This window comes from Martinezella sp. CNPSo 3959, assembly GCF_057784355.1.
Genome location: NZ_JBXSOV010000001.1, coordinates 223,900 through 245,969, shown reverse-complemented (window position 1 = coordinate 245,969; position 22,070 = coordinate 223,900). Strand labels below are relative to the sequence as shown.

The 22,070-nt window shown below is 59.3% G+C and carries 18 protein-coding genes; 8 read left to right on the top strand and 10 right to left on the bottom strand.

Translation table 11 applies throughout. The annotated features are described in order from the left end of the window. Positions 1-2: 2 nt before the first annotated feature. Complete coding sequence (locus AC13RE_RS01265; RefSeq protein WP_488561670.1) at positions 3-1,478, bottom strand: NAD(P)H-hydrate dehydratase; 1,476 nt, start codon at positions 1,476-1,478, stop codon at positions 3-5. Between AC13RE_RS01265 and AC13RE_RS01260 the strand changes: the two genes are divergently transcribed. The 4 genes from AC13RE_RS01260 to hspQ all read left to right on the top strand — a co-directional run bounded on the left by AC13RE_RS01260 (position 1,477) and on the right by hspQ (position 4,176). After that, the gene (locus AC13RE_RS01260; protein WP_488561669.1) at positions 1,477-1,608 is read left to right on the top strand and encodes a hypothetical protein; all 132 of its coding nucleotides are present in this window, start codon (positions 1,477-1,479) and stop codon (positions 1,606-1,608) included. The genes AC13RE_RS01265 and AC13RE_RS01260 overlap by 2 nt on opposite strands. 218 nt (positions 1,609-1,826) lie before the next feature. Further along, the gene (locus AC13RE_RS01255; RefSeq protein WP_015339877.1) at positions 1,827-2,165 is read left to right on the top strand and encodes a P-II family nitrogen regulator; all 339 of its coding nucleotides are present in this window, start codon (positions 1,827-1,829) and stop codon (positions 2,163-2,165) included. Between the two features lie 62 nt (positions 2,166-2,227). Further along, positions 2,228-3,637 (top strand): type I glutamate--ammonia ligase, encoded by a 1,410-nt coding sequence (gene glnA, locus AC13RE_RS01250; RefSeq protein ID WP_132716564.1) that lies wholly within the window; start codon positions 2,228-2,230, stop codon positions 3,635-3,637. Positions 3,638-3,846: 209 nt separating this feature from the next. After that, on the top strand, positions 3,847-4,176 hold the full coding sequence (gene hspQ, locus AC13RE_RS01245) for a heat shock protein HspQ (protein WP_015339875.1): 330 nt from the start codon (positions 3,847-3,849) through the stop codon (positions 4,174-4,176). Between the two features lie 152 nt (positions 4,177-4,328). Here hspQ and AC13RE_RS01240 read toward each other — a convergent pair whose 3' ends face one another. Further along, complete coding sequence (locus tag AC13RE_RS01240; protein WP_113233463.1) at positions 4,329-4,988, bottom strand: invasion associated locus B family protein; 660 nt, start codon at positions 4,986-4,988, stop codon at positions 4,329-4,331. A gap of 264 nt (positions 4,989-5,252) precedes the next feature. On the opposite strand from AC13RE_RS01240, the gene AC13RE_RS01235 reads away from it, so the two are divergent. Both AC13RE_RS01235 and AC13RE_RS01230 read left to right on the top strand, forming a co-directional pair. Continuing rightward, positions 5,253-7,064 carry an extracellular solute-binding protein gene (locus AC13RE_RS01235; protein WP_488561668.1) on the top strand — a complete coding sequence of 604 codons (1,812 nt, stop codon included), beginning with the start codon at positions 5,253-5,255 and terminating at the stop codon, positions 7,062-7,064. A gap of 93 nt (positions 7,065-7,157) precedes the next feature. Further along, entirely contained in the window at positions 7,158-7,829 is a 672-nt protein-coding gene (locus AC13RE_RS01230; protein ID WP_132716562.1) for a DsbA family oxidoreductase, read from the top strand. 80 nt (positions 7,830-7,909) lie between these two features. On the opposite strand, the gene AC13RE_RS01225 is transcribed toward AC13RE_RS01230, so the two are convergent. Next, positions 7,910-8,497, bottom strand: coding sequence for a TetR/AcrR family transcriptional regulator (locus AC13RE_RS01225; RefSeq protein WP_488484955.1), 588 nt, complete (start codon positions 8,495-8,497; stop codon positions 7,910-7,912). 168 nt (positions 8,498-8,665) lie between these two features. Between AC13RE_RS01225 and AC13RE_RS01220 the strand changes: the two genes are divergently transcribed. After that, a complete protein-coding gene (locus tag AC13RE_RS01220) occupies positions 8,666-9,088 on the top strand; it encodes a RidA family protein (RefSeq protein ID WP_488561667.1) in 423 nt (140 codons plus the stop codon). Positions 9,089-9,187: 99 nt separating this feature from the next. Here AC13RE_RS01220 and mfd read toward each other — a convergent pair whose 3' ends face one another. Together mfd and AC13RE_RS01210 are read right to left on the bottom strand one after the other, a co-directional pair. Further along, positions 9,188-12,688 (bottom strand): transcription-repair coupling factor, encoded by a 3,501-nt coding sequence (gene mfd, locus AC13RE_RS01215; protein ID WP_488561666.1) that lies wholly within the window; start codon positions 12,686-12,688, stop codon positions 9,188-9,190. After that, complete coding sequence (locus tag AC13RE_RS01210) at positions 12,685-12,999, bottom strand: FAD assembly factor SdhE (protein ID WP_168806214.1); 315 nt, start codon at positions 12,997-12,999, stop codon at positions 12,685-12,687. Before AC13RE_RS01210 ends, mfd begins: the two co-directional genes overlap by 4 nt. Positions 13,000-13,172: 173 nt before the next feature. Here AC13RE_RS01210 and recG point away from each other — a divergent pair, with 173 nt between their 5' ends. Then, the gene (gene recG, locus AC13RE_RS01205) at positions 13,173-15,278 is read left to right on the top strand and encodes an ATP-dependent DNA helicase RecG (RefSeq protein ID WP_488561665.1); all 2,106 of its coding nucleotides are present in this window, start codon (positions 13,173-13,175) and stop codon (positions 15,276-15,278) included. Between the two features lie 42 nt (positions 15,279-15,320). Here recG and AC13RE_RS01200 read toward each other — a convergent pair whose 3' ends face one another. The 5 genes from AC13RE_RS01200 to AC13RE_RS01180 form a co-directional block, all read right to left on the bottom strand. After that, positions 15,321-16,808 (bottom strand): esterase-like activity of phytase family protein, encoded by a 1,488-nt coding sequence (locus AC13RE_RS01200; protein WP_488562523.1) that lies wholly within the window; start codon positions 16,806-16,808, stop codon positions 15,321-15,323. 238 nt (positions 16,809-17,046) lie between these two features. Then, positions 17,047-17,745, bottom strand: a complete 699-nt coding sequence (locus AC13RE_RS01195) for a DUF502 domain-containing protein (RefSeq protein ID WP_488561664.1) — start codon at positions 17,743-17,745, stop codon at positions 17,047-17,049. A 176-nt stretch (positions 17,746-17,921) separates the two neighbouring features. Beyond that, complete coding sequence (gene glmS, locus AC13RE_RS01190; RefSeq protein WP_488561663.1) at positions 17,922-19,748, bottom strand: glutamine--fructose-6-phosphate transaminase (isomerizing); 1,827 nt, start codon at positions 19,746-19,748, stop codon at positions 17,922-17,924. Between the two features lie 113 nt (positions 19,749-19,861). Then, a complete protein-coding gene (glmU, locus tag AC13RE_RS01185) occupies positions 19,862-21,223 on the bottom strand; it encodes a bifunctional UDP-N-acetylglucosamine diphosphorylase/glucosamine-1-phosphate N-acetyltransferase GlmU (protein WP_488561662.1) in 1,362 nt (453 codons plus the stop codon). A 101-nt stretch (positions 21,224-21,324) separates the two neighbouring features. Further along, positions 21,325-22,059, bottom strand: a complete 735-nt coding sequence (locus AC13RE_RS01180) for a FadR/GntR family transcriptional regulator (RefSeq protein WP_488484948.1) — start codon at positions 22,057-22,059, stop codon at positions 21,325-21,327. Positions 22,060-22,070 lie beyond the last annotated feature (11 nt).

Sequence of the window (22,070 nt, the reverse complement as noted above, 5' to 3'; positions counted from 1 at the left end):
CTCTATAGCGGCTTGATGACCGCTACGAGATCTTCAGCCGTTAGTCCTTTTCCGGCATGCTGGCCTGCCAGACCATGCAGCCAGACGCCGGCCGCGGCGGCTTCGAATGCAGGCGCTCCCTGCGCTATGAGGCCGCCGACAATGCCGGCAAGCACATCGCCCGAACCCGCGGTCGCCAGCCAGGGCGGCGCGTTCGCATTTATCAAGGCCCTGCCATCGGGGGCGGCGATCACGCTATCGGCGCCCTTATAGATGATCGCGGCATGGGCTTTCTTTGCTGCTGCCCTCGCCTTGTCGATCTTGCTCAATGTCTCGTCGGCGGCAATATCGGGAAAGAGGCGGCCAAACTCCCCCTCGTGCGGCGTCAGCACCAATCGGGTCGGCCCTTCGGCAAAAGCATCGAACAATCGCTGCGGCTCGTCGCGAAACGAGGTGATGCCGTCTGCGTCCAATACCAGATGCCGATCCGCAAGCGCGAGGCAGAATTGGCGCGCCTTCTCGCCGGCGCCGAAGCCCGGCCCGAGAATAAAGGTCGAAAGACGTTGATCGGTAAGCCATTTCCGTAAAGCAGCTTCGTCGTCGACTGCATGCAGCATGATTGAGGTCAACAAACTGGCGTTAACCCCCAGAGCCTCCGAGGGCGATGCGATAGTGACGAGCCCTGCCCCAGCCCTCAGGCCCGCCATTGCCGACATGCGCGCGGCACCTGTCGCGTTCGGCCCGCCCGAGAAAACGACGAGATGACCTCGCTTGTATTTGTGCGTCTCGACGCCTGCCGAGGGCATGGCCGCCTGCCACTGTGCCGGCTTGTTTTCGGCGAGCAAGCGGTCGGCATTGGCGCGGACGATACGGTCGGGAATGCCGATGTCGAAAACCTCAAGCTCGCCGCAAAGGTCACGACCGGGAAGGAGAAGATGTCCCGGCTTGCGCGTCATGAAGGTCACTGTTCGCACAGCGCGGAAGGCAGCGCCGAGAATCTGGCCGCTGCGGCCATCAAGGCCAGAGGGCAGGTCAACGGCAATCACCGGAATGCCGATCTCGTTGACCCGTGCAATAATAGCCGCCACATCATCCGAAACGGGACGGGAGAGTCCCGCGCCAAAGATTGCGTCAATCACCACATCTCCAGTCATCGGGACGTAACCATTGACCGCGGCGCCATCGATGGAACACTCGGCGAAAGCGCGGGCGGCGTCCCCCTTGAGCCGCTGTGGATCGCCCAGATGAAAGAGCTGTACGTCGGCTCCGGCCTGTTGCAGTGCCAGCGCCGCCACGTACCCGTCCCCGCCATTATTGCCAGGCCCGCAAAGGACGACATAACGCAGCGCTCCGGGAAAGTGCCGAAGTGCCGCGGCAGCAACCGCCTGCCCTGCCTTCTCCATAAGCCCATAAGAGCTGATGCCGGATGCGGCCGCAGCGCGGTCAACGCGAGACATGGCGTCAGGGGTGAGAAGCAGATCGGCGAGCGGCAACATCATGGCGGATATTATAGATGCGAAATCTGCCTCAAAAACAACCGCTATTGCGGAGGCCATTTTGGTTTATAAATATGCATTTGCACAACAATTAGACGATAACATTCAAGGCCTTGCTGGAGCACAAACATGACGCGCACAGCACTTTTTTGCGAAATTTTGCTTATCCAACGCATTTCGACGCGAAATCGCTTCCATTTTCCCGAAAAATCCTCATCAATTCATCGTCTCGGTGCGAAATCGCCGGGAATTTTTACGGCGGCTTGTTTTCAATTGGCATGATAAGTGCATCACGTTGGCCGAGCGGGAAATAGGCCTGCTGTAACAGGAGAAGCGGAGAGACATTTTCTCATGAAAAAGATCGAAGCGATCATTAAGCCCTTCAAACTCGACGAAGTGAAGGAAGCCCTTCAGGAAGTCGGCCTGCAGGGCATCACCGTCACGGAAGCGAAGGGCTTCGGTCGTCAGAAGGGCCACACGGAGCTTTACCGTGGCGCCGAATACGTCGTCGACTTCCTGCCGAAGGTGAAGGTCGAAGTTGTATTGGCGGACGAAAATGCGGAGGCGGTGATCGAGGCCATCCGCAAGGCCGCGCAAACAGGGCGTATCGGCGACGGAAAGATTTTCGTTTCCAACGTGGAAGAAGTCATCCGAATTCGTACCGGCGAAACGGGCATCGACGCCATCTAATCCGCCCGGCCCTTCAGGCCGCGGCTCGTTCAATCGTCATCTATGTCAAGGGAAGTAATTTCATGACGACTGCAAGCGAAATTTTGAAGCAAATAAAGGATAACGACGTCAAGTTCGTCGACCTGCGCTTCACCGATCCGAAGGGCAAGCTGCAGCATCTCACCATGGATGTGGTCTGTGTCGACGAAGATATGTTCGCCGATGGCGTCATGTTCGACGGCTCCTCGATTGCGGGCTGGAAGGCCATCAACGAATCCGACATGGTGCTGATGCCCGATCCGGATACGGTCCACATGGATCCATTCTTCGCGCAGTCGACGATGGTCATTCTCTGCGACATCCTCGACCCGATCTCCGGCGAATCCTATAACCGCGATCCGCGCGGCACTGCCAAGAAAGCCGAAGCCTATCTCAAGGCCTCGGGTATCGGCGACACCGCCTTCTTCGGCCCGGAAGCCGAATTCTTCGTCTTCGACGACGTCAAGTACAAGGCCGATCCCTACAATACCGGTTTCAAGCTCGATTCGAGCGAACTGCCGTCCAACGACGACACCGACTATGAAACCGGCAACCTCGGCCACCGTCCGCGCGTCAAGGGCGGTTACTTCCCGGTCCCGCCGATCGACAGCTGCCAGGACATGCGCTCGGAGATGCTGACGGTTCTGACCGAAATGGGCGTTACCGTCGAAAAGCACCACCATGAAGTCGCAGCCGCCCAGCACGAACTCGGCATCAAGTTCGATACGCTGGTACGCAGCGCCGACGGCATGCAGATTTATAAGTATGTCGTCCACCAGGTCGCCAATGCTTATGGCAAGACGGCAACCTTCATGCCGAAGCCGATCTTCGGCGACAACGGCTCGGGCATGCACGTTCACCAGTCGGTCTGGAAGGGCGGCAAGCCGACGTTCGCGGGCGACGAATATGCAGGTCTTTCCGAGACCTGCCTCTATTACATCGGCGGCATCATCAAGCATGCCAAGGCGATCAACGCCTTTACCAACCCGTCGACGAACTCCTATAAGCGTCTCGTTCCGGGCTATGAAGCTCCGGTTCTGCTCGCCTATTCGGCTCGCAACCGTTCGGCTTCCTGCCGTATCCCGTTCGGCTCGAACCCGAAGGCAAAGCGCGTCGAAGTTCGCTTCCCTGACCCGACGGCCAATCCCTATCTCGGTTTCGCCGCCATGCTGATGGCCGGCCTCGACGGCATCAAGAACAAGATCCATCCCGGCAAGGCCATGGACAAGGATCTCTACGACCTGCCGCCGAAGGAACTGAAGAAGATCCCGACGGTCTCCGGCTCGCTACGTGAAGCTCTGGAAAGCCTGGACAAGGACCGCAAGTTCCTGACCGCTGGCGGCGTCTTCGACGACGACCAGATCGATGCCTTCATCGAACTGAAGATGCAGGAGGTCATGCGCTTCGAAATGACCCCGCATCCGGTCGAATATGACATGTACTATTCGGTCTGATAAAAAATTGCGAAAGCCCCGGCCTTGCCGGGGCTTTCCTCATTATGAGGAAGCCGGTGGCGGGCGTCCCTCCAAATATCGTCTTCACATTGAGCTGCTGCTCGGAGCAGACCCGAGCCGAATGTGACAGTTCAATGAAGGAATGGGGGCAAAATCCTTGATATCAGTGGTGAAAGTCACCACATGATTACTTGAAAGGAAGTCGTGCCATGAAACAACGAAACGCAAAATTCAATATTGGCGACGTGGTTCGACACCGGATGTTCCCCTTCCGCGGTGTCATCTTCGATGTCGATCCGGAATTCGCAAATACAGAGGAATGGTGGAATTCCATTCCCGCGGAAGTGCGTCCCGATAAGGACCAGCCCTTCTACCACCTTCTCGCCGAAAACGACGAGACGGAATATGTCGCATACGTATCGGAGCAGAACCTCATCAACGATGAGAGCGGGCTTCCCTTGCGCAATCCGCAAGTCGCTCAGATCTTCGACCAAGCCCCGACCGGGCAGCTCAAGCCTAAGATGAGCTTCGCTCATTAAGCACTGGTAAAATATATCCTATTCCAAAGGGAAGGCGCTCCCAACGCCTTCCCTTTTTATTTGGCTTCCGAGCATCGCATGCCGTCCTCTGCGCAAAGAAAAAGCCCGGATCGCTCCGGGCTTTTTCTCATGAAAGGAGACCTATCGTCAGCTTACTGCTGCTTGGCAGCCTTCTGCGCGTCTTCGAGCTTCTTGCGAGCTTCCTCGGCCTTTTTCTGCATGCTGTCCTGCAGGCTCTTCTGGCTTTCGGCAAGCTTGCTGTCGGAGATCGCCGGGCCGTCAAAAGCGGCGCCGAAGCCGGTCAGCGAGATCTTGATCGGGTTCGGAGCGCGACGGAAATTCACAGACGTGAAGGTGACGTCGGTGCCCTTCTTCAGCGAAGCAATCATCGCGTCCGTCACGGGGACTTCCGCGGTGCACTTGTCCGGAAGGCAGACGGCGTAATCGAGCTTCTGACCCTTGCCGCCATCGACCTGCATGGTGATGCCCGGCGGAATGAGGCGGGCCGTCGGAACGGAGATCTGCAGGATCTTGCGGTTTACCTTGCCGTCGACGGAGATGAGGCCAACAGCCGTAACGAGCTGGCCGTTGTTTGCCATGATCAGGTTCTGCACGATGCAGATGTCGGCATCGTCCTGTTTGGTGCAGGTCTTGTACCAGCCCAGACGCGGCTGGTTGGGATCACTACCGCCATCGGCCGGAGCTGCGTTGGACGCATCCTGCGCGAAAGCGGCAGCCGGCATGGCCGCGCCAATCATGAGAGCCAGAGCAGAAAGACCTGCCCGCATTTTGTTGTCAGTCTTGAACATCATAGCGAAACCGCCTCCTGAAATCCGCTGCGGGACGACAGCGCGCCGTCCCATGCAATTCGGGTCAAACCGTCGTCCACCTGTCGAATGAATAAGGCAAATACATGACCCGAGAAACCCGGCACCCCTGTTACATCGCACTGGCACGGATATCCAGCTTTTCTTTGGTCTTTTCTGCCAAGTCCTAAGATTTCCGCAGTCGCGTGTTGAATTCGGCACGCTCATGATAATGTTCGGCCGAATCATACCCTTCCCGGAAAGGATGCCATGCAAGCGCTCCGGATCGCTGCCTTCCTGTTCTTCGCAACCTTGTGCAATGCCGCGGCAGCTCAGCCGCTTTACGGCATCGCCATGCATGGAGATCCGGCGCTGCCGGTGGACTTCAAGCATTTCCCTTACGTTAATCCGGATGTCAAAAAGGGCGGCCGCGTCAGCTATGGCGTCGTCGGCACTTTCGACAATCTCAACCCCTTCATTCTGAAGAGCATGCGCACGACGGCGCGGGGCATGTGGGACCCGGAATACGGCAATCTCGTTTATGAACCGCTGATGGTGCGCTCTCGCGACGAGCCTTTTACGCTGTATGGGCTTCTGGCGCAGACGGTCGAATGGGACGAGAGCCGAAGCTATATTCAGTTCAACCTCAATCCCGACGCCAAATGGTCGGACGGGCAGCCCGTAACGCCGGAAGATGTGATCTTCACGTTCCAGCTTCTTCGCGACAAAGGCCGCGTCCCGTTTTCATCGTGGCTTGAGACCATCGCCAGCATGGAGAAGGTTGGTGAGCACAGCGTGATGATCCGCTTCAACGAGAAAGCCAATCGCGAAACGCCGCTCATCATCGCCTCTTCGCTGCCGGTTCTGCCGAAGCATGCGATCGACACGGATAGCTTCGATCAGACCTCCCTGCGCATTCCGATCGGTTCCGCCCCCTACAGGATCAAGAGCATCGACCCCGGCCAGCGCATCGTCTTCGAGCGCCGTTCTGACTACTGGGGCAAGAACCTCCCGTCGAAGGTCGGCATCGACAATTATGATGAAATCACCGTCAATTACTTCCTGCAGGACACGACGCTGTTCGAAGCTTTCAAGAAAGGCGATGTCGATATTTACCCCGACGGCAGCCCAGGCCATTGGCAGCAGGCTTACAATTTTCCTGCGGTGACTTCCGGCGCCATCATCAAGGAGACCTTTAGGCCAAAAATACCAAGCGGGATGCTCGGTTTCGTCTTCAATACGCGGCGGCCGATGTTTGCCGACAAGAATGTGCGCAAGGGACTGACCCTCGCCTTCGACTTCGAATGGCTAAACCGAAATCTCTATTCGGGCGCCTATAAGCGCACGGAGAGCTATTGGCAAAATTCAGATCTTTCGTCGTTCGGCATTCCCGCGGATCCGCACGAGCTCGCCATGCTGGGACCGATCAAGGACCGCATCGATCCGGACGTGCTCGATGGCAGCTACAAGCTGCCCGTCAGCGACGGTTCCGGGCGTGACCGCAAGATCCTGCGCGAGGCGGTAGCCCTGCTCAAGGAGGGTGGCTATGCAATCCGCGGCGAGAAGATGGTCGATAAGAACGGCCGACAGCTCAGCTTCGAAATATTGACCCAAAATGCAGATCAGGAACGCATGGCGATCCCCTATCGCCGGTCTCTGGAATTGCTCGGCATTGCCGTAACGATTCGCACGGTCGATGATTCGCAATATCAGCTCCGGACGATCAACTACGACTACGACATGATCATCAAGTCCTACCCTTCGTCGCTATCGCCGGGCATCGAGCAAGTGGGGCGCTGGAGCTCCTCTGCCGCCAAGACCGAAGGCAGCCTTAATTTCGTCGGCGTCGCAGACCCCGATGTCGATACGCTGATATCACATTTTTTGATGGCGCGTTCGGCAGAGGATTTCCGCGACGCCGTGCGTTCTTTCGATCGGATGCTGATTTCTGGATATTATCTAGTGCCGCTCTACCATATCGACCAGCAATGGGCGGCGCGGCGCAGCCGTGTCAATCATCCCGGCGTTCTGCCGCTTTACGGGTACTATCTACCTGCGTGGTGGGACGCTTCCGCGCAGTAATCTCGGCCGGTTCCCTTTCGGTAACCGGTTGAAGCCATCGGCACAAAGGCCTAGATGGAGGAGAACAGCCCGAAAAACCGAAAGGATGAAACCATGGAACGCATCACGATCGACATCGTCTCGGATGTCGTCTGCCCATGGTGCTATCTCGGCAAGGCCCGCCTGGAGCTCGCCATTGCCGAGGTGCAGGACGAAGTAGGCGTCGACCTCAACTGGCGACCCTATCGGCTCAATCCCGACTATCCGCCCGAAGGCGTCGACCAGAAAAAGGCGCTGGAGCAAAAGCTCGGCGGCGCGGAGCGTGTCGCCGAGGGGCACAAGATGCTAACCGAGCTCGGCCGCGAAGTGGGAATCAAGTTCGATTTTGACGCTATCAAGATCGGCCCGAACACGCTCGATGCCCATCGCCTCATCCACTGGTCCGTCACCGAAAGCCGCGAAAAGCAGGATAAGGTGGTCGATGCGCTCTTCAAGGCCAATTTCGAAGAGGGCCTCAATGTCGGCGATCATGCCATACTGCTCGATATTGCCGAAAAGGCCGGCCTCGACCGCTCCGTCATAGCAACCCTGCTTGCCTCCGACGCCGACCGCGATCTCATCATCGGCGAGATCGACGCCGCCCAGAAGATCGGCGTCAACGGCGTTCCCTTCTTCATCTTCGACCAGCAATATGCCGTCAGCGGCGCGCAGACGCCGGATGTGCTCGCCGAGGCCTTGCGCGACATCGCCAAGATGAAAGCGGAAGCACGGGCGGGGATGAATTAAGCGGGATTCCGCTTTTTCGATCATAGCTGCAAGAGCTTCCGCGATCTGCGATTCGCGGAAGTAGCCGCGTCATACCGGCATTAGGTCTTTGCCAGTAATCCCGAAGCCATCGCCCGGAAGGCCTCTATCGCCTTGGGCAGCACTTCCGCCGGATTATCGCTGGCAGCAACCCAGAGCGCAGCATTCAGCGCTGCGCCGGAAATGAGCCGGGCTGCAGCCTCGGGATCGACCGGCTTGACTACCTCTTGTTTCAGAAGCTTTGAAACCGTCTGCCGGGTGCCGGCGAGACAGCTGTTTTGGCTGGGCCATTTCGAGGGGTCGCCCAGAACGGCCGGACCGTCGAGCAAGACGATGCGCTGGACCTCCGGATCGAGAGCCATTTTGATATAGGCCTCCCCCTCGGCAAGCAGACCTTGCCAGTCCCCATCCGCCTGTGCGCCGATCTCCTTCGCCCGTAGCGCCAGTTCGTTGTCGATCTGATCGACGACGGCGGCGAGCAATCCGCGCTTGTCGCCGAAATTATGATAGAGGGCGCCTCTCGTCAGGCCGACATCCGCCGTCAACTCATCCATTGAGGCCGCCGCAAATCCTTTCTCCGCGAAGGCTTTCCGCGCAGCGGCAATGAGCTTGCTCCGATTTTCTTCCATGGTTTCCAGGCGCTTTGCCATATCACTCTCAAATTTCACATACGTTTCGTATTTGAAATATTGACATACGTCGCGCATATGCATATTTCACATACATGCCGTATATCAAATGAAACGGCGGTTTGGAAGCCGCGTGCGAGCTTGCGTTCTTCCCATCTTTTCATGTCAACACGAATGAGAGCCGATACCATGACGACACGTACCGCAATCTTCCCGAAGAACAGGCATGCGCTTTATGAGGAGCACGGCTATTCCGCCGCAATCCGCTCCGGCGATCTGCTGTTCGTCTCCGGCCAGGTCGGCAGCCGCGCGGATGGAAGCCCGGAGCCTGATTTCGAGAAGCAGGTTCAACTCGCCTTCGACAATCTGCAGGCAACTTTGGAAGCGGCAGGCTGCACCTTCGATGACATCATCGATGTCACCACGTTCCACACAGATCCCGAGGGGCAATTCGGCGCGATCATGGCCGTCAAGAACCGGGTCTTTACCGAAAAACCCTACCCGAACTGGACGGCGATCGGCGTCAACTGGCTGGCGGGCTTCGATTTCGAAATCAAGGTCATCGCGCGCATTCCGGATGTTGGGGAGCTGCGCGAGCCGCAGGCGGCTTGAGGAAATATCCGATCTCGGCCTGCCGCCGAAAATAGGTTGCGGCGGGCCGGATACCGGGTTCTTCATCAGGCGCAAAGCCGCTGGCTGAGCGCCCACCTTCTATTTTGCCAGCTCCGCCAGCTGCGTCATGACCACAGCCGCCCCCTGCAGCCGCTTTTCCGGCGTCGGCAGGTCGCGCGTCAGGAACACGCTCTGGTCGGGACGGATCTTGGCCATCGTGCCCTGCTTGGCGATATAGCCGACGAGGTTGGCAGGGTTCGGGAATTCCTTGTTGCGGAACTGTACGACGACGCCCTTCGGGCCGGCATCCAGCTTCTCGACGTTGGCGATCCGGCAGAGCGACTTGATATAGACGATCTTGAGGAGGTGCTGCACCTCGATCGGCAAGGGACCGAAGCGATCGATCATCTCGGCTCCGAAGCTGTCAATCTCCTTCAGCTCGGTGATCTCGCCGAGGCGGCGGTAGAGCGCCATGCGCAGATGCAGATCAGGCACATAATCGTCGGGGATCATGACCGGCGTGCCGACGGAGATCTGCGGCGACCAGCCGGTATCCCGGATCTCGTCGACGCCCTTGACCTCGGCGACGGCCTCTTCGAGCATCTGCTGGTAGAGCTCGAAGCCGACTTCCTTGATATGGCCTGACTGTTCTTCGCCCAGCAGATTGCCGGCGCCGCGGATATCGAGATCGTGGCTCGCCAGCTGGAAGCCGGCGCCGAGCGTATCCAGCGACTGCAGCACCTTAAGCCGGCGCTCCGCCGTCGTGGTCAGCACCTTGTTGACGGGCAGCGTGAAGAGCGCAAAGGCGCGCACCTTGGAGCGGCCGACGCGGCCGCGGAGCTGATAGAGCTGGGCCAGGCCGAACATGTCGGCGCGATGGACGATCAGCGTGTTGGCCGTCGGCACGTCGAGGCCGGATTCGACAATGGTCGTCGACAGCAGCACGTCATAACGTCCCTCGTAGAAGGCATTCATGATGTCTTCCAGCTCACCGGCGGGCATCTGGCCATGGGCGACCGCCACCTTCAGCTCCGGCACATCCGATTGAAGGAAGGCATGGATATCGGCGAGATCGGCGAGGCGCGGACAGACATAGAAGCTCTGGCCGCCACGATAATGCTCACGCATCAGCGTTTCGCGGATGACCAACGAATCGAAGGGCGAGATGAAGGTGCGCACCGCCATGCGGTCGACCGGCGGCGTGGTGATGAGCGACAGTTCACGCACACCGGTCATCGCGAGCTGCAAGGTGCGCGGGATCGGCGTCGCCGACAGCGTCAGCACATGCACGTCGCTCTTCAGCTCCTTCAGGCGCTCCTTGTGCTTGACGCCGAAGTGCTGCTCCTCGTCGATGACGAGCAGGCCGAGATTGGCGAACTGGATGCCAGCGCCGAGCAGCGCGTGGGTGCCGACAACGATATCGGTCTTGCCTTCGGCGACTTCCTTCTTGGTCAGCGCCAGTTCCTTGGAACCGACCAGACGAGATGCCTGCTGTATGCGGATCGGCAGTCCACGGAAGCGCTCGGAGAAGGTCTTGAAATGCTGGCGCGAAAGCAGCGTCGTCGGCACGACGACGGCGACCTGCACGCCATTCATGGCAGCGACGAAGGCTGCGCGCAGCGCCACTTCCGTCTTGCCGAAGCCGACATCGCCGCACACGAGGCGATCCATCGGCCGGCCGGCGCCGAGATCCTCGCGCACCGCCTCGATGGCGTTCATCTGGTCGTCGGTCTCGTCATACGGGAAGCGCGCGGCAAATTCGTCATACAGCCCGTCCGGCGTGCTGAGAACAGGCGCATGCCGCGTCAGGCGCTCGGCCGCGACGCGGATCAAGGCGCCGGCCATATCGAGCAGGCGCTTCTTGAGCTTGGCCTTGCGCATCTGCCAGGCGCCGCCGCCGAGCTTATCCAGCTGCGCCTCGGTGCCCTCGCCGCCATAGCGCGAGAGCAGATCGATGTTTTCGACCGGCAGGAACAGCTTGGCATCGTCAGCATATTGCAGCTCGAGGCAGGCGTGCGGTGCGCCGGCTGCCTCGATGGTCCTGAGGCCAACGAAACGGCCGATCCCGTGCTCGGCATGAACAACGATCGAGCCTTCATCCAGGCCTGCTACTTCCGAGATGAAATCGGCGGCGCGCTTGCGCCGCTTGGAACGGCGTACCATCCGGTCGCCGAGAATATCCTGCTCGCCGATAACGATCAGATCGCCCGCTTCGAAACCGGCTTCGAGGCTCAGCACGGCGGCAGCAGCCTCGCCCTTCGCCAGGCCGCCAAGGTCCTTGAAGGCCTCGATCGTCTTGACGCGCGCCAGCCCATGTTCGGATAGCACCTGCAGGAGGCGATCGAGCGAGCCTTCCGTCCAGGCCGAAATCAGCACCTTACCGCCCGAAGCCCGCTTGTTGGCGATATGCTTGACGACTGCATCGAAGACGTTGACGCGCTCGCTATCGGTTGTGTCGGTCGCTGCCCGCGCCCAGCGCGGCCCCTGGCGGGCATCAAGCTCGATGACGCGACGCGCCTCGCCCTCATGCTCGTTGAAGGGCGAGATACGGATAGCGCCGAAGGCGTCAAGCGCATTGCCGAATGCCTTGCCATCGAGATAGAGCTGGCCGGGCGTTACTGGCTTATAGGGCGTGCCCTGTGCCATCTGCCCCTTGGCCTGCTGGCCGGATTGAAGGCGGGCGTCGTAATAGTCGAAGACGAGCTTGGAGCGCTCCTCTGCCGCTTCGCGCACGGTGTGATCCGTGACCAAGCGAAAGCCTTTAAGGTAATCGAAGACCGTCTCGAGCTTCTCGTAGAAGAGCGGCAGCCAATGTTCCATGCCGGCGTATCGCCGACCTTCGGACACGGCGAGATAGAGAGCGTCATCACGCGTGGCGGCGCCGAAGGCGGAGAGATAGTTCTTGCGGAAGCGGCTGATCGTATCCGGCGTCAACGTCACTTCGCTCATCGGATTGAGATCAAGCGAACGCACCTGCCCTGTCGTGCGCTGGCTGGCCGGATCGAAGCTGCGGATGCTCTCCAGCGTATCGCCGAAGAAGTCCAGACGCATCGGCTCTTCCGTGCCCGGAACGAAGACGTCGAGAATGCCGCCGCGCACGGCATATTCGCCGACCTCGCGCACGGTCGCCACGCGCTCGAAGCCGTTGCGCTCGAGGCGAGCCGCGATATCGTCCATCCGGACCTGGTTCCCGGGACGTGCCGAGAACGCCAGGCTTTCGATGATATCCTGCGGGGCGACCTTCTGCAGCATGGCGTTGACGGTCACCAGCACAATGGCTGCATGCGGCTTGCGATGATGCGCGATCAGGCCGGACAAAGCCGCCAGGCGCCGGGCCGAGGTGTCAGAGCTTGGGGAAACACGGTCATAGGGAAGACAATCCCAGGCCGGCAGGGTGAGTACCGGAATTTCAGGCGCGATGAAGCCGAGCATCTGTTCGACATCGGCCATGTGCTGGCCGTCGGACATGACATAGGCAACCGGCTGGCCGGCCTTTGCCATTTCGGCAATCAGGAACGGCTCCAGACCGGCCGGAACATGACCGATCGTCATCGGCTCGCTTGCGGCGAGCAGCTTCTTCGCGTCGAAACCGGGGATCATTTGGTTAATCCGAACCTTTCGGCGATCTCTTCGAAATCGGGCTTATAGGAGGCCAGCCGCTCAAAGAGCGGCGTCTGCAGATGCTGCGGCGTTGGCTCACTACCGAGGATCCATTTAAGAAGATCGTTGTCCTCTTCGGCCATGATGCGCTCCAGCTCATCAAGATCGGCTTCAGGGAGGCCCGGCAGTTCATTATCGGCAAACTGGCCGAAAACCAGATCCATCTCGCGGATACCGCGATGCCAGCAACGGAAAAGGATGCGCCGGCGGCGAGGATCGAGATCGGCACTGCTGAGGGTCAGCCCAGTCATCAAAAACACCTTTATGTTGATGCGTCTCTATAAAACCAGCGCTCAAAGGTGGGAACCGGTTTTTCAGAAAAAAGCACCTGCGATGCAATTTTCCGGGGAGTGTGGAGCTCAAACGGATCGAGTTCTTCGCTGCCCCTTGCCAAATGCGCCCTGCCCGTCGCATTTTGCCTGCCATGCGTCCCGCTATCCTCGACCCGCTATTTGCCTCTATTTCTTCGCTATCAGGCGTCGGGCCGAAGGTATCAGAGTTGCTGGTGAAGCTGCTGGATCGGGAAACCATCGACGATTGCCGCGTCATCGACCTGATTTTCCACGCGCCGCATTCGATCATCGACCGGCGCGAACAACCGGGCATTGCCCGGGCGCCGCAGGGCGCTATCGTCACCATCACCGGCCGCGTCGATCGCCACCAGCCGCCGCCCAATCCGCGCAGCAACGTGCCTTATCGCGTCTATCTGCATGATGAGACGGGCGAGCTTGCACTGGTCTTCTTCCGCGGCAAGGCGCAATGGCTCGAAAAGCAGCTGCCGATCGATGAAACCGTTACCGTCAGCGGCAAGGTCGACTGGTTCAACGGCCGGCCGTCCATGGTGCATCCGGATTATATTATGCGCGAGAGCGAGGCGGAAAACCTGCCGCTGGTCGAACCGGTCTATCCGCTAACCGCCGGGCTTACGCCGAAGTTCCTGCGCAAGACGATAGAGGCAGCATTGCCGCGCATCCCGCAGCTGCCCGAGTGGGATGATATCGCCCTGACGCAGAAGCAAGGCTTTCCCTCGATCTCCGATGCCTTCCACATGCTGCATGCGCCTAGGGATGCGGCCGATATCGATCCGCAATCTCCCGCGCGCCGCCGGCTGGCCTATGACGAATTCCTGGCGGGGCAATTGTCGCTTTCGCTGGTGCGCCAAAGGCTGCGCAAGGTTGCGGGGCAGCCGGTGCAGGCTACTGGAGAAATCAGCGGCAAGATACTGGAATCTGTTCCTTTCTCTATGACAAATAGCCAGCGTGATGCGGTTGCGGATATCCTCAAGGATATGGCAGGCACCGAACGTATGCTCCGGCTGCTGCAGGGCGATGTCGGCGCGGGCAAGACGCTGGTGGCGTTGATGGCGATTGCCGCCGTCATCGAAAGCGGCGGCCAGGCCGTGCTGATGGCTCCGACCGAAATCCTTGCTCGACAACACTTCGCCACGATTTCAAAATTCGCAGCAAGTGCAAACCTTTCTGTCGAAGTTCTCACAGGCCGCACGAAGGGCCGGGAACGCGACGCGATCCTGGAGCGCATTGCTTCCGGCGAGGCGCAGATCATCATCGGCACGCATGCTTTGTTTCAGGATAGCGTCGCCTATGCCAATCTGATGCTGGCTGTGGTCGACGAGCAGCACCGCTTCGGCGTCCACCAGCGCCTGCGCCTGACCGCAAAGGGTATCTCTCCCCACATGCTCGTCATGACCGCAACGCCGATCCCACGGACGCTAGTGCTGGCCGCCTTTGGCGACATGGATGTTTCCAAGCTCACTGAGAAGCCGGCGGGCCGAAAGCCGATCCAGACGATCACCATTCCGAATGAACGAACCGGCGACATCGTCGCGCGCCTAAGGAGTGCGCTAGCGGAAGGCAAAAAAGCCTATTGGATATGCCCACTTGTGGAGGAATCCGAAGAATCAGATTTAATGTCGGTGGAGGAGCGGCATGAGACGCTGACCAAGGCGCTCGGCCCCGGCATCGGCTTAATCCATGGCCGCATGAGCGGCCCCGAAAAAGATGCCGTGATGATGGCGTTCAAGAATGGCGAGATCCGTCTGTTGGTGGCTACGACGGTCGTCGAAGTGGGCGTCGACGTGCCGGATGCGACGATCATGGTCATCGAACACGCTGAACGTTTCGGCCTGGCGCAGCTTCACCAGTTGCGCGGGCGCGTCGGTCGCGGCGACGAAGCCTCGACCTGCATCCTGCTCTACAAAGGCCCGCTCGGCGAAACCGGGCATGCCCGGCTGTCGATCATGCGAGAGACCGAAGATGGCTTCCGCATTGCCGAGGAGGACTTGAAGCTGCGCGGCGAAGGTGAGCTTCTGGGGACACGCCAGTCCGGCACACCGGGCTTCCGTATCGCCAGCCTCGAGGCTCATGCCGATCTTCTCGAGATCGCTCGCAAGGATGCCGCCTATCTCATCGAGCGCGATCCGGAACTGACCAGTGAGCGTGGCAGTGCGGTACGCACCCTGCTCTATCTCTTCCGCCGCGATGAGGCGATCCGCTTCCTGCGAGCTGGGTAGGCGGATGGACGCGTTAGCCGCATCCATCCGCGTTTCATCAGATCACTTGGCGGCAAGGCCCGGAATGGTAACCTGGAATACCTGGAACATGGTATCGACATCGGCGCCGCTATCATCCTTGTAAGCAGCGCCGACCTGGAAACCATCCTGGGTGATGAAGTCGTTGTCGTTGGCGACAAACAGGAAGTAATCGTCCGGCAGCTTCGGATCCTGAACGCTGACGATCGACATGGCCTCCCACTTTTCCGAGAGGTTGTTGCGGTCGTTCGGTGCGCCGTTATGCAAACCAAAGCGCGCTAGATCGGCGCTGTCGTTGATATCGATGAAATTGCTGACCGCCGCAGGCTTTACCGAAGGATCAAGAACGCCCTTCGGCGCGACCGCTGCATCGCCGTCGAACTTGCCGCCGGCAATATCGGTGGCAGCGGAAACATCGACAGCCACAACGCTGCGATAGAGCGACTTATCGCCCTTCTGGCCGTAGCCATTGTTGCTATCGCGCGCCAGCATCAGGAAGCTTGTCGGTGAGAGCGCCACGATTTCGCTTTGGGCGGCGACAGCCGTCTTGCCCTTGTCATTGGTGAAGACCGGCAGAGGCACAACATATTCGTGCACCAGCTTCAGATTTGCAGGGTCGGCGGCATCATAAACCAGCGCGCGGGTATTCTGGCGCGTGGAGCTGGAATCGCCGCCATCCTGGCGGGTTGCGGACTGGAGCACCACGATCAGGAACTTGCCGTCCGGGGTCAGAGACATGCCCTCGAAGCCCTGATTATTTTGGCGTCCGCTGGTCGGATCCTTCGGATCGGGCGCGGCTTCGCCCGGGCCTGGATTGTTCGAGGAGAAATTCACTGCGCCGTGGCGGATCGGCAGAAACGCGGCCGGCGGTGCCGTAGCCGAGATCATCAGCCCATCCGCCGAGAAACGGTAGATATAGGGACCGTATTCATCGCTGATGAACATCGAACCATCGGGCAGTCGGGCAATGGCTTCGTTATCGAGCGAGATCTTGCCGTTCGGTGCTTGCGGCAAAAGCGGCATGCCGCCTTCCGCCTGGCGAACGCTGTTGGCTGGATCAAGGCCAGTGGTTTCGTTGCCTTTGTTGTCTTTCAACAGCAGCGTATCCACGAGCTTGGCTTCGACGCCCGACTGTTCCTGGCCGGCTGGAGGTGTTGCACCGGGGGCAACCGGCGTCAGCTTGATATCGATGGTGTTGAGACGCCCGCGGTAATCCGTGGTTCCGGCGACATTATAGCCGCGGTCCGGCAGCAGCCATAGCGAGCCGTTGTAGGTGCCATCGGCATTGCGAACCCAGCTCTTGGTATCGATCGACATGCCCGAACCGGAACCGAAGGTCTCGCCGAACTTATCGCGCAGATTGGCCGGGATGCGGCCGACCGCGACGCGGCCCTTGTTGACGAGCGTCACGCCTTCGACCGTCACGGAATTATCCGCCAGCGCCGGCATCGGAGCCGTGAAAACAAATGTGGCAAGCGCCGCCGACAGCAGCGGCAAGCTCTTCGAACGCATATAGCTCAAGACAATATCCTCCTGATGAAAACATTTGCGGAGACAATGGCATTTATCTCCGGCGCGTTTTCGGACCGCGCTAAGAACTGCAGTCCGGCGCCGGTGCCCCGAACATTCGATGCTGAGATACATGCGATTATCTGCCCCGACTGACGATCTAAGGCGTCAATATGATAGAGGCATGACAATTCGCGCAAAACGCGAAGCTATTGATCCAACCATTGGAAGATGAGCAATTCTAGCTCAAGGAGTCCATCGGAATCGGCTGCTGCAGTTTCTTGGCTGCGACTAGTTCCTTGTATTCCGGCGACACAAGGCCGCCTGAGATCAGCAGCTTAGCGCCATCTTCAGGGCTCATATCGAGCACCGTGATCTTTTCGCGCGGAACGAAGACAAGGAAGCCGGCCGTCGGCACCGGCGTCGGCGGCAGGAAAACCGCCACCATGTCCTGACCCATGGCATTGAATTTCGAAGCGATCTCGCCCTTGGCATCCGTCGATATGAAGACCATAGACCAGAGGCCGGGGCTTGGATATTCGATCAGCCCCACCTTCTTGAAGGATGTGCCCTGCTCCTTCAGCACTGTCTCGAAGATCTGCTTGACGCTCTTGTAAATGGTTCGCACCAGCGGCACGCGATTGACGATCGACTCACCGAAACGGACGATGCTCTGACCGATCAGGTTCTTGGCCAGAAAGCCGACAATCGTGATGAAGATCATCGCAATCACCAGGCCCGTACCGGGCACAGCGAAGTTCAGATAGCTCTCGGGATCGTAGCGCGCGGGAATATAGGGGCGAACCCAGCTATCGGCCCAATGGACGACGGACCAAGTCAGCCATAGTGTAATGGCGATCGGGGCACAGATAATCAGGCCGGCCAGGAAATTGTTTCTGATCCGCGTCGTCACGGACATTTTGATGAGTTTTTCAGTCATTCGCCGCTCGAAAACTCCGTCCCGTCGCTACCGCTTCCCGGCAAACCCTCCCCACCATCTCCGTGGGCGAATCGTGCCAGAAATTGGCGCGGCATACAACCCGGCAGCCGCGTCTGTGAGCCGAACAAGCGATCGACTCACGAGGACGTGACGGCGAATGCGCGGCGGAAGGAATCTTATTCCACGGTGACCGACTTGGCGAGATTGCGGGGCTGATCGACATCCGTGCCCATGAACACGGCCGTATGATAGGCAAGCAATTGAATCGGCAGCGAAAAGATGATCGGCGCGATGATCTCGTCCACGATGGGCAAGGTAATGGTCGCCATGGTCGGCAATGTCGATGCGGCCGCGCCAATTTCATCCGTGATGAAGATGATTCGACCGCCACGAGCCGCAACTTCCTGCATGTTGGAAACGGTCTTATCGAAGAAGCGGTCATGCGGAGCGATGACGATAACGGGCATGTTCTCGTCGATCAGCGCAATCGGCCCATGCTTCAATTCGCCGGCCGCATAGCCCTCTGCGTGGATGTAGGAAATCTCCTTGAGCTTCAGCGCGCCTTCCATGGCAAGCGGGAAGCTGGTGCCGCGGCCGAGATAGAGCACATCCTTGAACTTTGAGATCTCGCGCGACAGGCTTTCCATCTGCGGCTGGATGATATTCAGAACATTCGCCATGATACGCGGCATCTCGACGAGATGGCGCACCATTTCCTGTTCATTTTCGGCGCTGATGGTACCTCGAGCGACGCCTGCTCCAATCGCCAGCGAGGCGAGAACGGCAAGCTGGCAGGTGAAAGCCTTCGTCGAGGCGACACCGATTTCCGGGCCGGCTAGGATCGGAAACACGGCATCGGATTCGCGCGCGATGGTCGATTCCCTCACATTGACGACAGCACCGATTTTCAGGCCGTTATCCCGGCAATAGCGCAGCGAAGCCAAGGTATCCGCGGTCTCGCCGGACTGCGAGATAAACAGGGCCGCCTGCGACGGCGACAGTGGCATTTCGCGATAGCGGAACTCGGAGGCAACATCGATTTCGACCGGCAGCCGCGCATAGCGCTCGAACCAATATTTACCCACCAAGCCGGCGAGATAGGCGGTGCCGCAGGCTGATATCGCAAGACCGGAAACCCCGCCGAAATCGATGGCCGAGACATCCGGGCGCACGCGATAGCTGGCGAAATCGACATAGTGACTGAGCGCGTGGGAAATGACTTCCGGCTGCTCGTAGATTTCCTTTTCCATGAAGTGACGGTGATTGCCCTTGTCCACCACATAGGCCGTCGCCTGTGAGATCTGCCGCGGTCGGCTCACTTCCGCGCCGCTGAAATCGAGAATGGTCGCGCCGGCATGGGTGACGATGGCGCAGTCGCCGTCGACGAGATAGCTGATCTCATTGGTGAAGGGCGCAAGGGCTATCGCATCCGAACCGAGGAACATTTCGCCCTTGCCGTAACCGACGGCAAGCGGCGGACCGGAACGCGCCGCAATCAGCGTGCCGGGATCATTCTGGAACATCACGGCCAATGCGTAGGCGCCGGTCACGCGGTTCAGCATTTTCAGCATGGCTGTACGTGCGTCCAAGCCCTCGCGGACATATTTGGCCAGAAGATGGGCGACGACTTCCGTATCCGTCTGCGAGGCAAATTCCTGCCCTTCGGCCTTCAGCTCTTCGCGCAGCTCGGAGAAGTTTTCGATGATCCCGTTATGGACGACGGCAACGCCTTCCACGAAATGCGGGTGGGCATTGGTTTCATTCGGAACACCGTGGGTTGCCCAGCGTGTGTGTGCAATGCCCGTCGTGCCTGGCAGAGGATCCGTCTCCAGCCGCTTCTCCAGATTGAAGAGCTTTCCTTCCGCGCGGCGGCGATCCATCACGCCGTCATGGATCGTCGCGACTCCAGCCGAATCATAGCCGCGGTACTCGAGCCGCCGCAGCGCGTCCACCAAACGCTCCGCCACAGGCTTCGTTCCGACGATCCCAACAATACCGCACATACAGCTCTCCGTCTGGCCTCAGATATGAAGGCAAGTCCTAATCATTCCTGCAATTTTCTCAATTGCAACCACGGTCACTTTCGATTTCGGACCGTTACGTCAACGCACGAGTCTTAGTGGCCGCCCTTTTTCGCTGCCTTGATGGCAAGGGCTCGCTCGCGGATCACCTTGGCCCGCTCCGGCTTTATTTCCTGGCGAGCCCGGCCGAAGGCCAGCGCATCGGCCGGAACATCCTCGGTGATGACACTGCCGGAAGCAATATATGCGCCGTCGCCGATGCGGATGGGCGCAACCAGCGACGAATTGGAACCGACGAAAGCATTGGCGCCGATATACGTTTCATGCTTGTTGACGCCATCATAATTGCAAGTGATCGTACCCGCGCCGATATTGCTGCCGGCTCCGATCGTCGCATCACCGATATAGGTCAGATGATTGACCTTGGCGCCCTCGCCGATCTTGCCGTTCTTGACTTCGCAGAAATTGCCGACCTTGGCGCCACCGGCGAGATCGGCGCCCGGGCGCAGCCGTGCAAAAGGTCCGACTGTCGCTCCAGCACTGACATGGGCACCCTCGATGTGCGAGAAGGCATGAATGACTGCGCCTCCCTCGATGACCGCACCCGGACCGAAGACAACATTCGGCTCGATCAGCGCATCCTGGCCGATCACGGTGTCATAGGCGAGGAAAACGGTTTCCGGCGCTATCATGGTCACGCCCGACAGCATCACCTCATGCCGGCGGCGCTCCTGCCAGAGGCGCTCGATGAAGGCAAGTTCGGCGCGGTTGTTGCAGCCGGTCATCTCGACTTCGGGCGCATCGACAGCAACGGCGCGTCCGCCAAGCGAGCGGGCGATCTCGACGAGATCGGTGAGGTAATATTCGCCCTTGGCATTGTTGTTGCCGATGCGGTCGAGAAGCTCCAGCGCCTTGCGGCCGTTGATCGCCATCAGTCCGCTATTGCACCATTTTATCGCGAGTTCGGCATCGGTTGCATCCTTGGCTTCTCGAATGGCGATCAGCTCGCCATCCTTGACCAGCAATCGGCCATAGGCGTTGGGATGTTCCGTATGAAACCCGATGACGACGATGTCGTTACCATCGGCCAGTCCCTGGCGGGCGGCACGAAGCGGCACATCGGTCAGCAGAGGGACGTCTCCGTAGGCAACAATAATATCGTCATATCCACGGGCAATCGCCTCGCGCGCCGCCAGCACGGCATGACCCGTGCCGAGACGTTCCTTCTGAAGATAGGATTCGATGGTGATGCCGCCGATCGACGCTGCCGCGCTGACCTCATCCGCATTGCGCCCGACAACCAGCGCCGCCGCCGAAATCCCGGTCTTGGAGATCGCATCCATGACATGGGCAATCATCGGGCGCCCGGCAATCGGATGCAGGACCTTCGACATCGCTGACTTCATGCGGGTACTGTCACCGGCGGCGAGGATGATGGCGAGGCAGCTGCGTTCCATTTCAGGCTCCGAGATATACGGTCAGGCGTCGGCACAGGCCGAGCGACTCCCCTCATATCAACAAGTCGAGCGATGAACTACGGCGAAATTCAAGGCGACCTTTAGGCCTCGGCGAGAGCCTCGAAAGCTTCGAGGACATGCTGACGCCCATCGATGATCACAAATTCCATCGCCTTATGAGCGGAAAGGCTGTCACGCGCCGCTATCGCGTCCACTATCGCCATATGCGTGTCCGCAATATTGGCGAAACCATTGGTAGACGGCGGCGCGCTCATGCGGAACATGCCCACCAGTGCGGCTTTGATAAGCCCACCCAGCGACCGCATGAACGGATTTTGCGAAGCCTCAGTAATTGCCAAGTGAAAATGCAAATCGGCGACTGCGAGGCTATCGGAAGTATGGTGCGGCGCTGCCATGGCGGCAGCAAGATTGCGAAGCAGTTCGATGTCCTCACGGCTGGCCCTTTTCGCCACCAGACTCGCGGCGAAAGGCTCGAACGCCATGCGTATATCGTAAAGATGAAGAAGAAATTCCTTGTTGACGCCGCTTTCGAAATGCCAATTGAGCACTTCATTATCGAACATGTTCCAATGGATCTTCTCGGTCACGCGCGTGCCGACGCGCGCACGCGGCACCACCAGCCCTTTTGCGGCCAAAGTCTTCATGCTTTCGCGCAGAACCGTGCGGGATACCTTGAACCGTTGCAGAAGCTCGCTGTCACCGGGAAGAATGCTTCCGATCGGAAATGCACCCGAGACGATCGCCTTGCCCAACTCATCGACCACCTGAGCGTGGCTCGTGCGAGATTTTCCCTCGGTTTTTCCGGTCTCAAGCATTCGGTTTCGCA

Excerpts from the sequence above, each read along its gene's own strand:
- AC13RE_RS01260 (WP_488561669.1), top strand. The coding sequence starts at position 1,477 with ATGGCGGATATTATAGATGCGAAATCTGCCTCAAAAACAACCGCTATT.
- AC13RE_RS01265 (WP_488561670.1), bottom strand. The coding sequence starts at position 1,478 with ATGATGTTGCCGCTCGCCGATCTGCTTCTCACCCCTGACGCCATGTCT.
- AC13RE_RS01255 (WP_015339877.1), top strand. The coding sequence starts at position 1,827 with ATGAAAAAGATCGAAGCGATCATTAAGCCCTTCAAACTCGACGAAGTG.
- glnA (WP_132716564.1), top strand. The coding sequence starts at position 2,228 with ATGACGACTGCAAGCGAAATTTTGAAGCAAATAAAGGATAACGACGTC.
- hspQ (WP_015339875.1), top strand. The coding sequence starts at position 3,847 with ATGAAACAACGAAACGCAAAATTCAATATTGGCGACGTGGTTCGACAC.
- AC13RE_RS01240 (WP_113233463.1), bottom strand. The coding sequence starts at position 4,988 with ATGATGTTCAAGACTGACAACAAAATGCGGGCAGGTCTTTCTGCTCTG.
- AC13RE_RS01235 (WP_488561668.1), top strand. The coding sequence starts at position 5,253 with ATGCAAGCGCTCCGGATCGCTGCCTTCCTGTTCTTCGCAACCTTGTGC.
- AC13RE_RS01230 (WP_132716562.1), top strand. The coding sequence starts at position 7,158 with ATGGAACGCATCACGATCGACATCGTCTCGGATGTCGTCTGCCCATGG.
- AC13RE_RS01225 (WP_488484955.1), bottom strand. The coding sequence starts at position 8,497 with ATGGCAAAGCGCCTGGAAACCATGGAAGAAAATCGGAGCAAGCTCATT.
- AC13RE_RS01220 (WP_488561667.1), top strand. The coding sequence starts at position 8,666 with ATGACGACACGTACCGCAATCTTCCCGAAGAACAGGCATGCGCTTTAT.
- mfd (WP_488561666.1), bottom strand. The coding sequence starts at position 12,688 with ATGATCCCCGGTTTCGACGCGAAGAAGCTGCTCGCCGCAAGCGAGCCG.
- AC13RE_RS01210 (WP_168806214.1), bottom strand. The coding sequence starts at position 12,999 with ATGACTGGGCTGACCCTCAGCAGTGCCGATCTCGATCCTCGCCGCCGG.
- recG (WP_488561665.1), top strand. The coding sequence starts at position 13,173 with ATGCGTCCCGCTATCCTCGACCCGCTATTTGCCTCTATTTCTTCGCTA.
- AC13RE_RS01200 (WP_488562523.1), bottom strand. The coding sequence starts at position 16,808 with ATGCGTTCGAAGAGCTTGCCGCTGCTGTCGGCGGCGCTTGCCACATTT.
- AC13RE_RS01195 (WP_488561664.1), bottom strand. The coding sequence starts at position 17,745 with ATGACTGAAAAACTCATCAAAATGTCCGTGACGACGCGGATCAGAAAC.
- glmS (WP_488561663.1), bottom strand. The coding sequence starts at position 19,748 with ATGTGCGGTATTGTTGGGATCGTCGGAACGAAGCCTGTGGCGGAGCGT.
- glmU (WP_488561662.1), bottom strand. The coding sequence starts at position 21,223 with ATGGAACGCAGCTGCCTCGCCATCATCCTCGCCGCCGGTGACAGTACC.
- AC13RE_RS01180 (WP_488484948.1), bottom strand. The coding sequence starts at position 22,059 with ATGCTTGAGACCGGAAAAACCGAGGGAAAATCTCGCACGAGCCACGCT.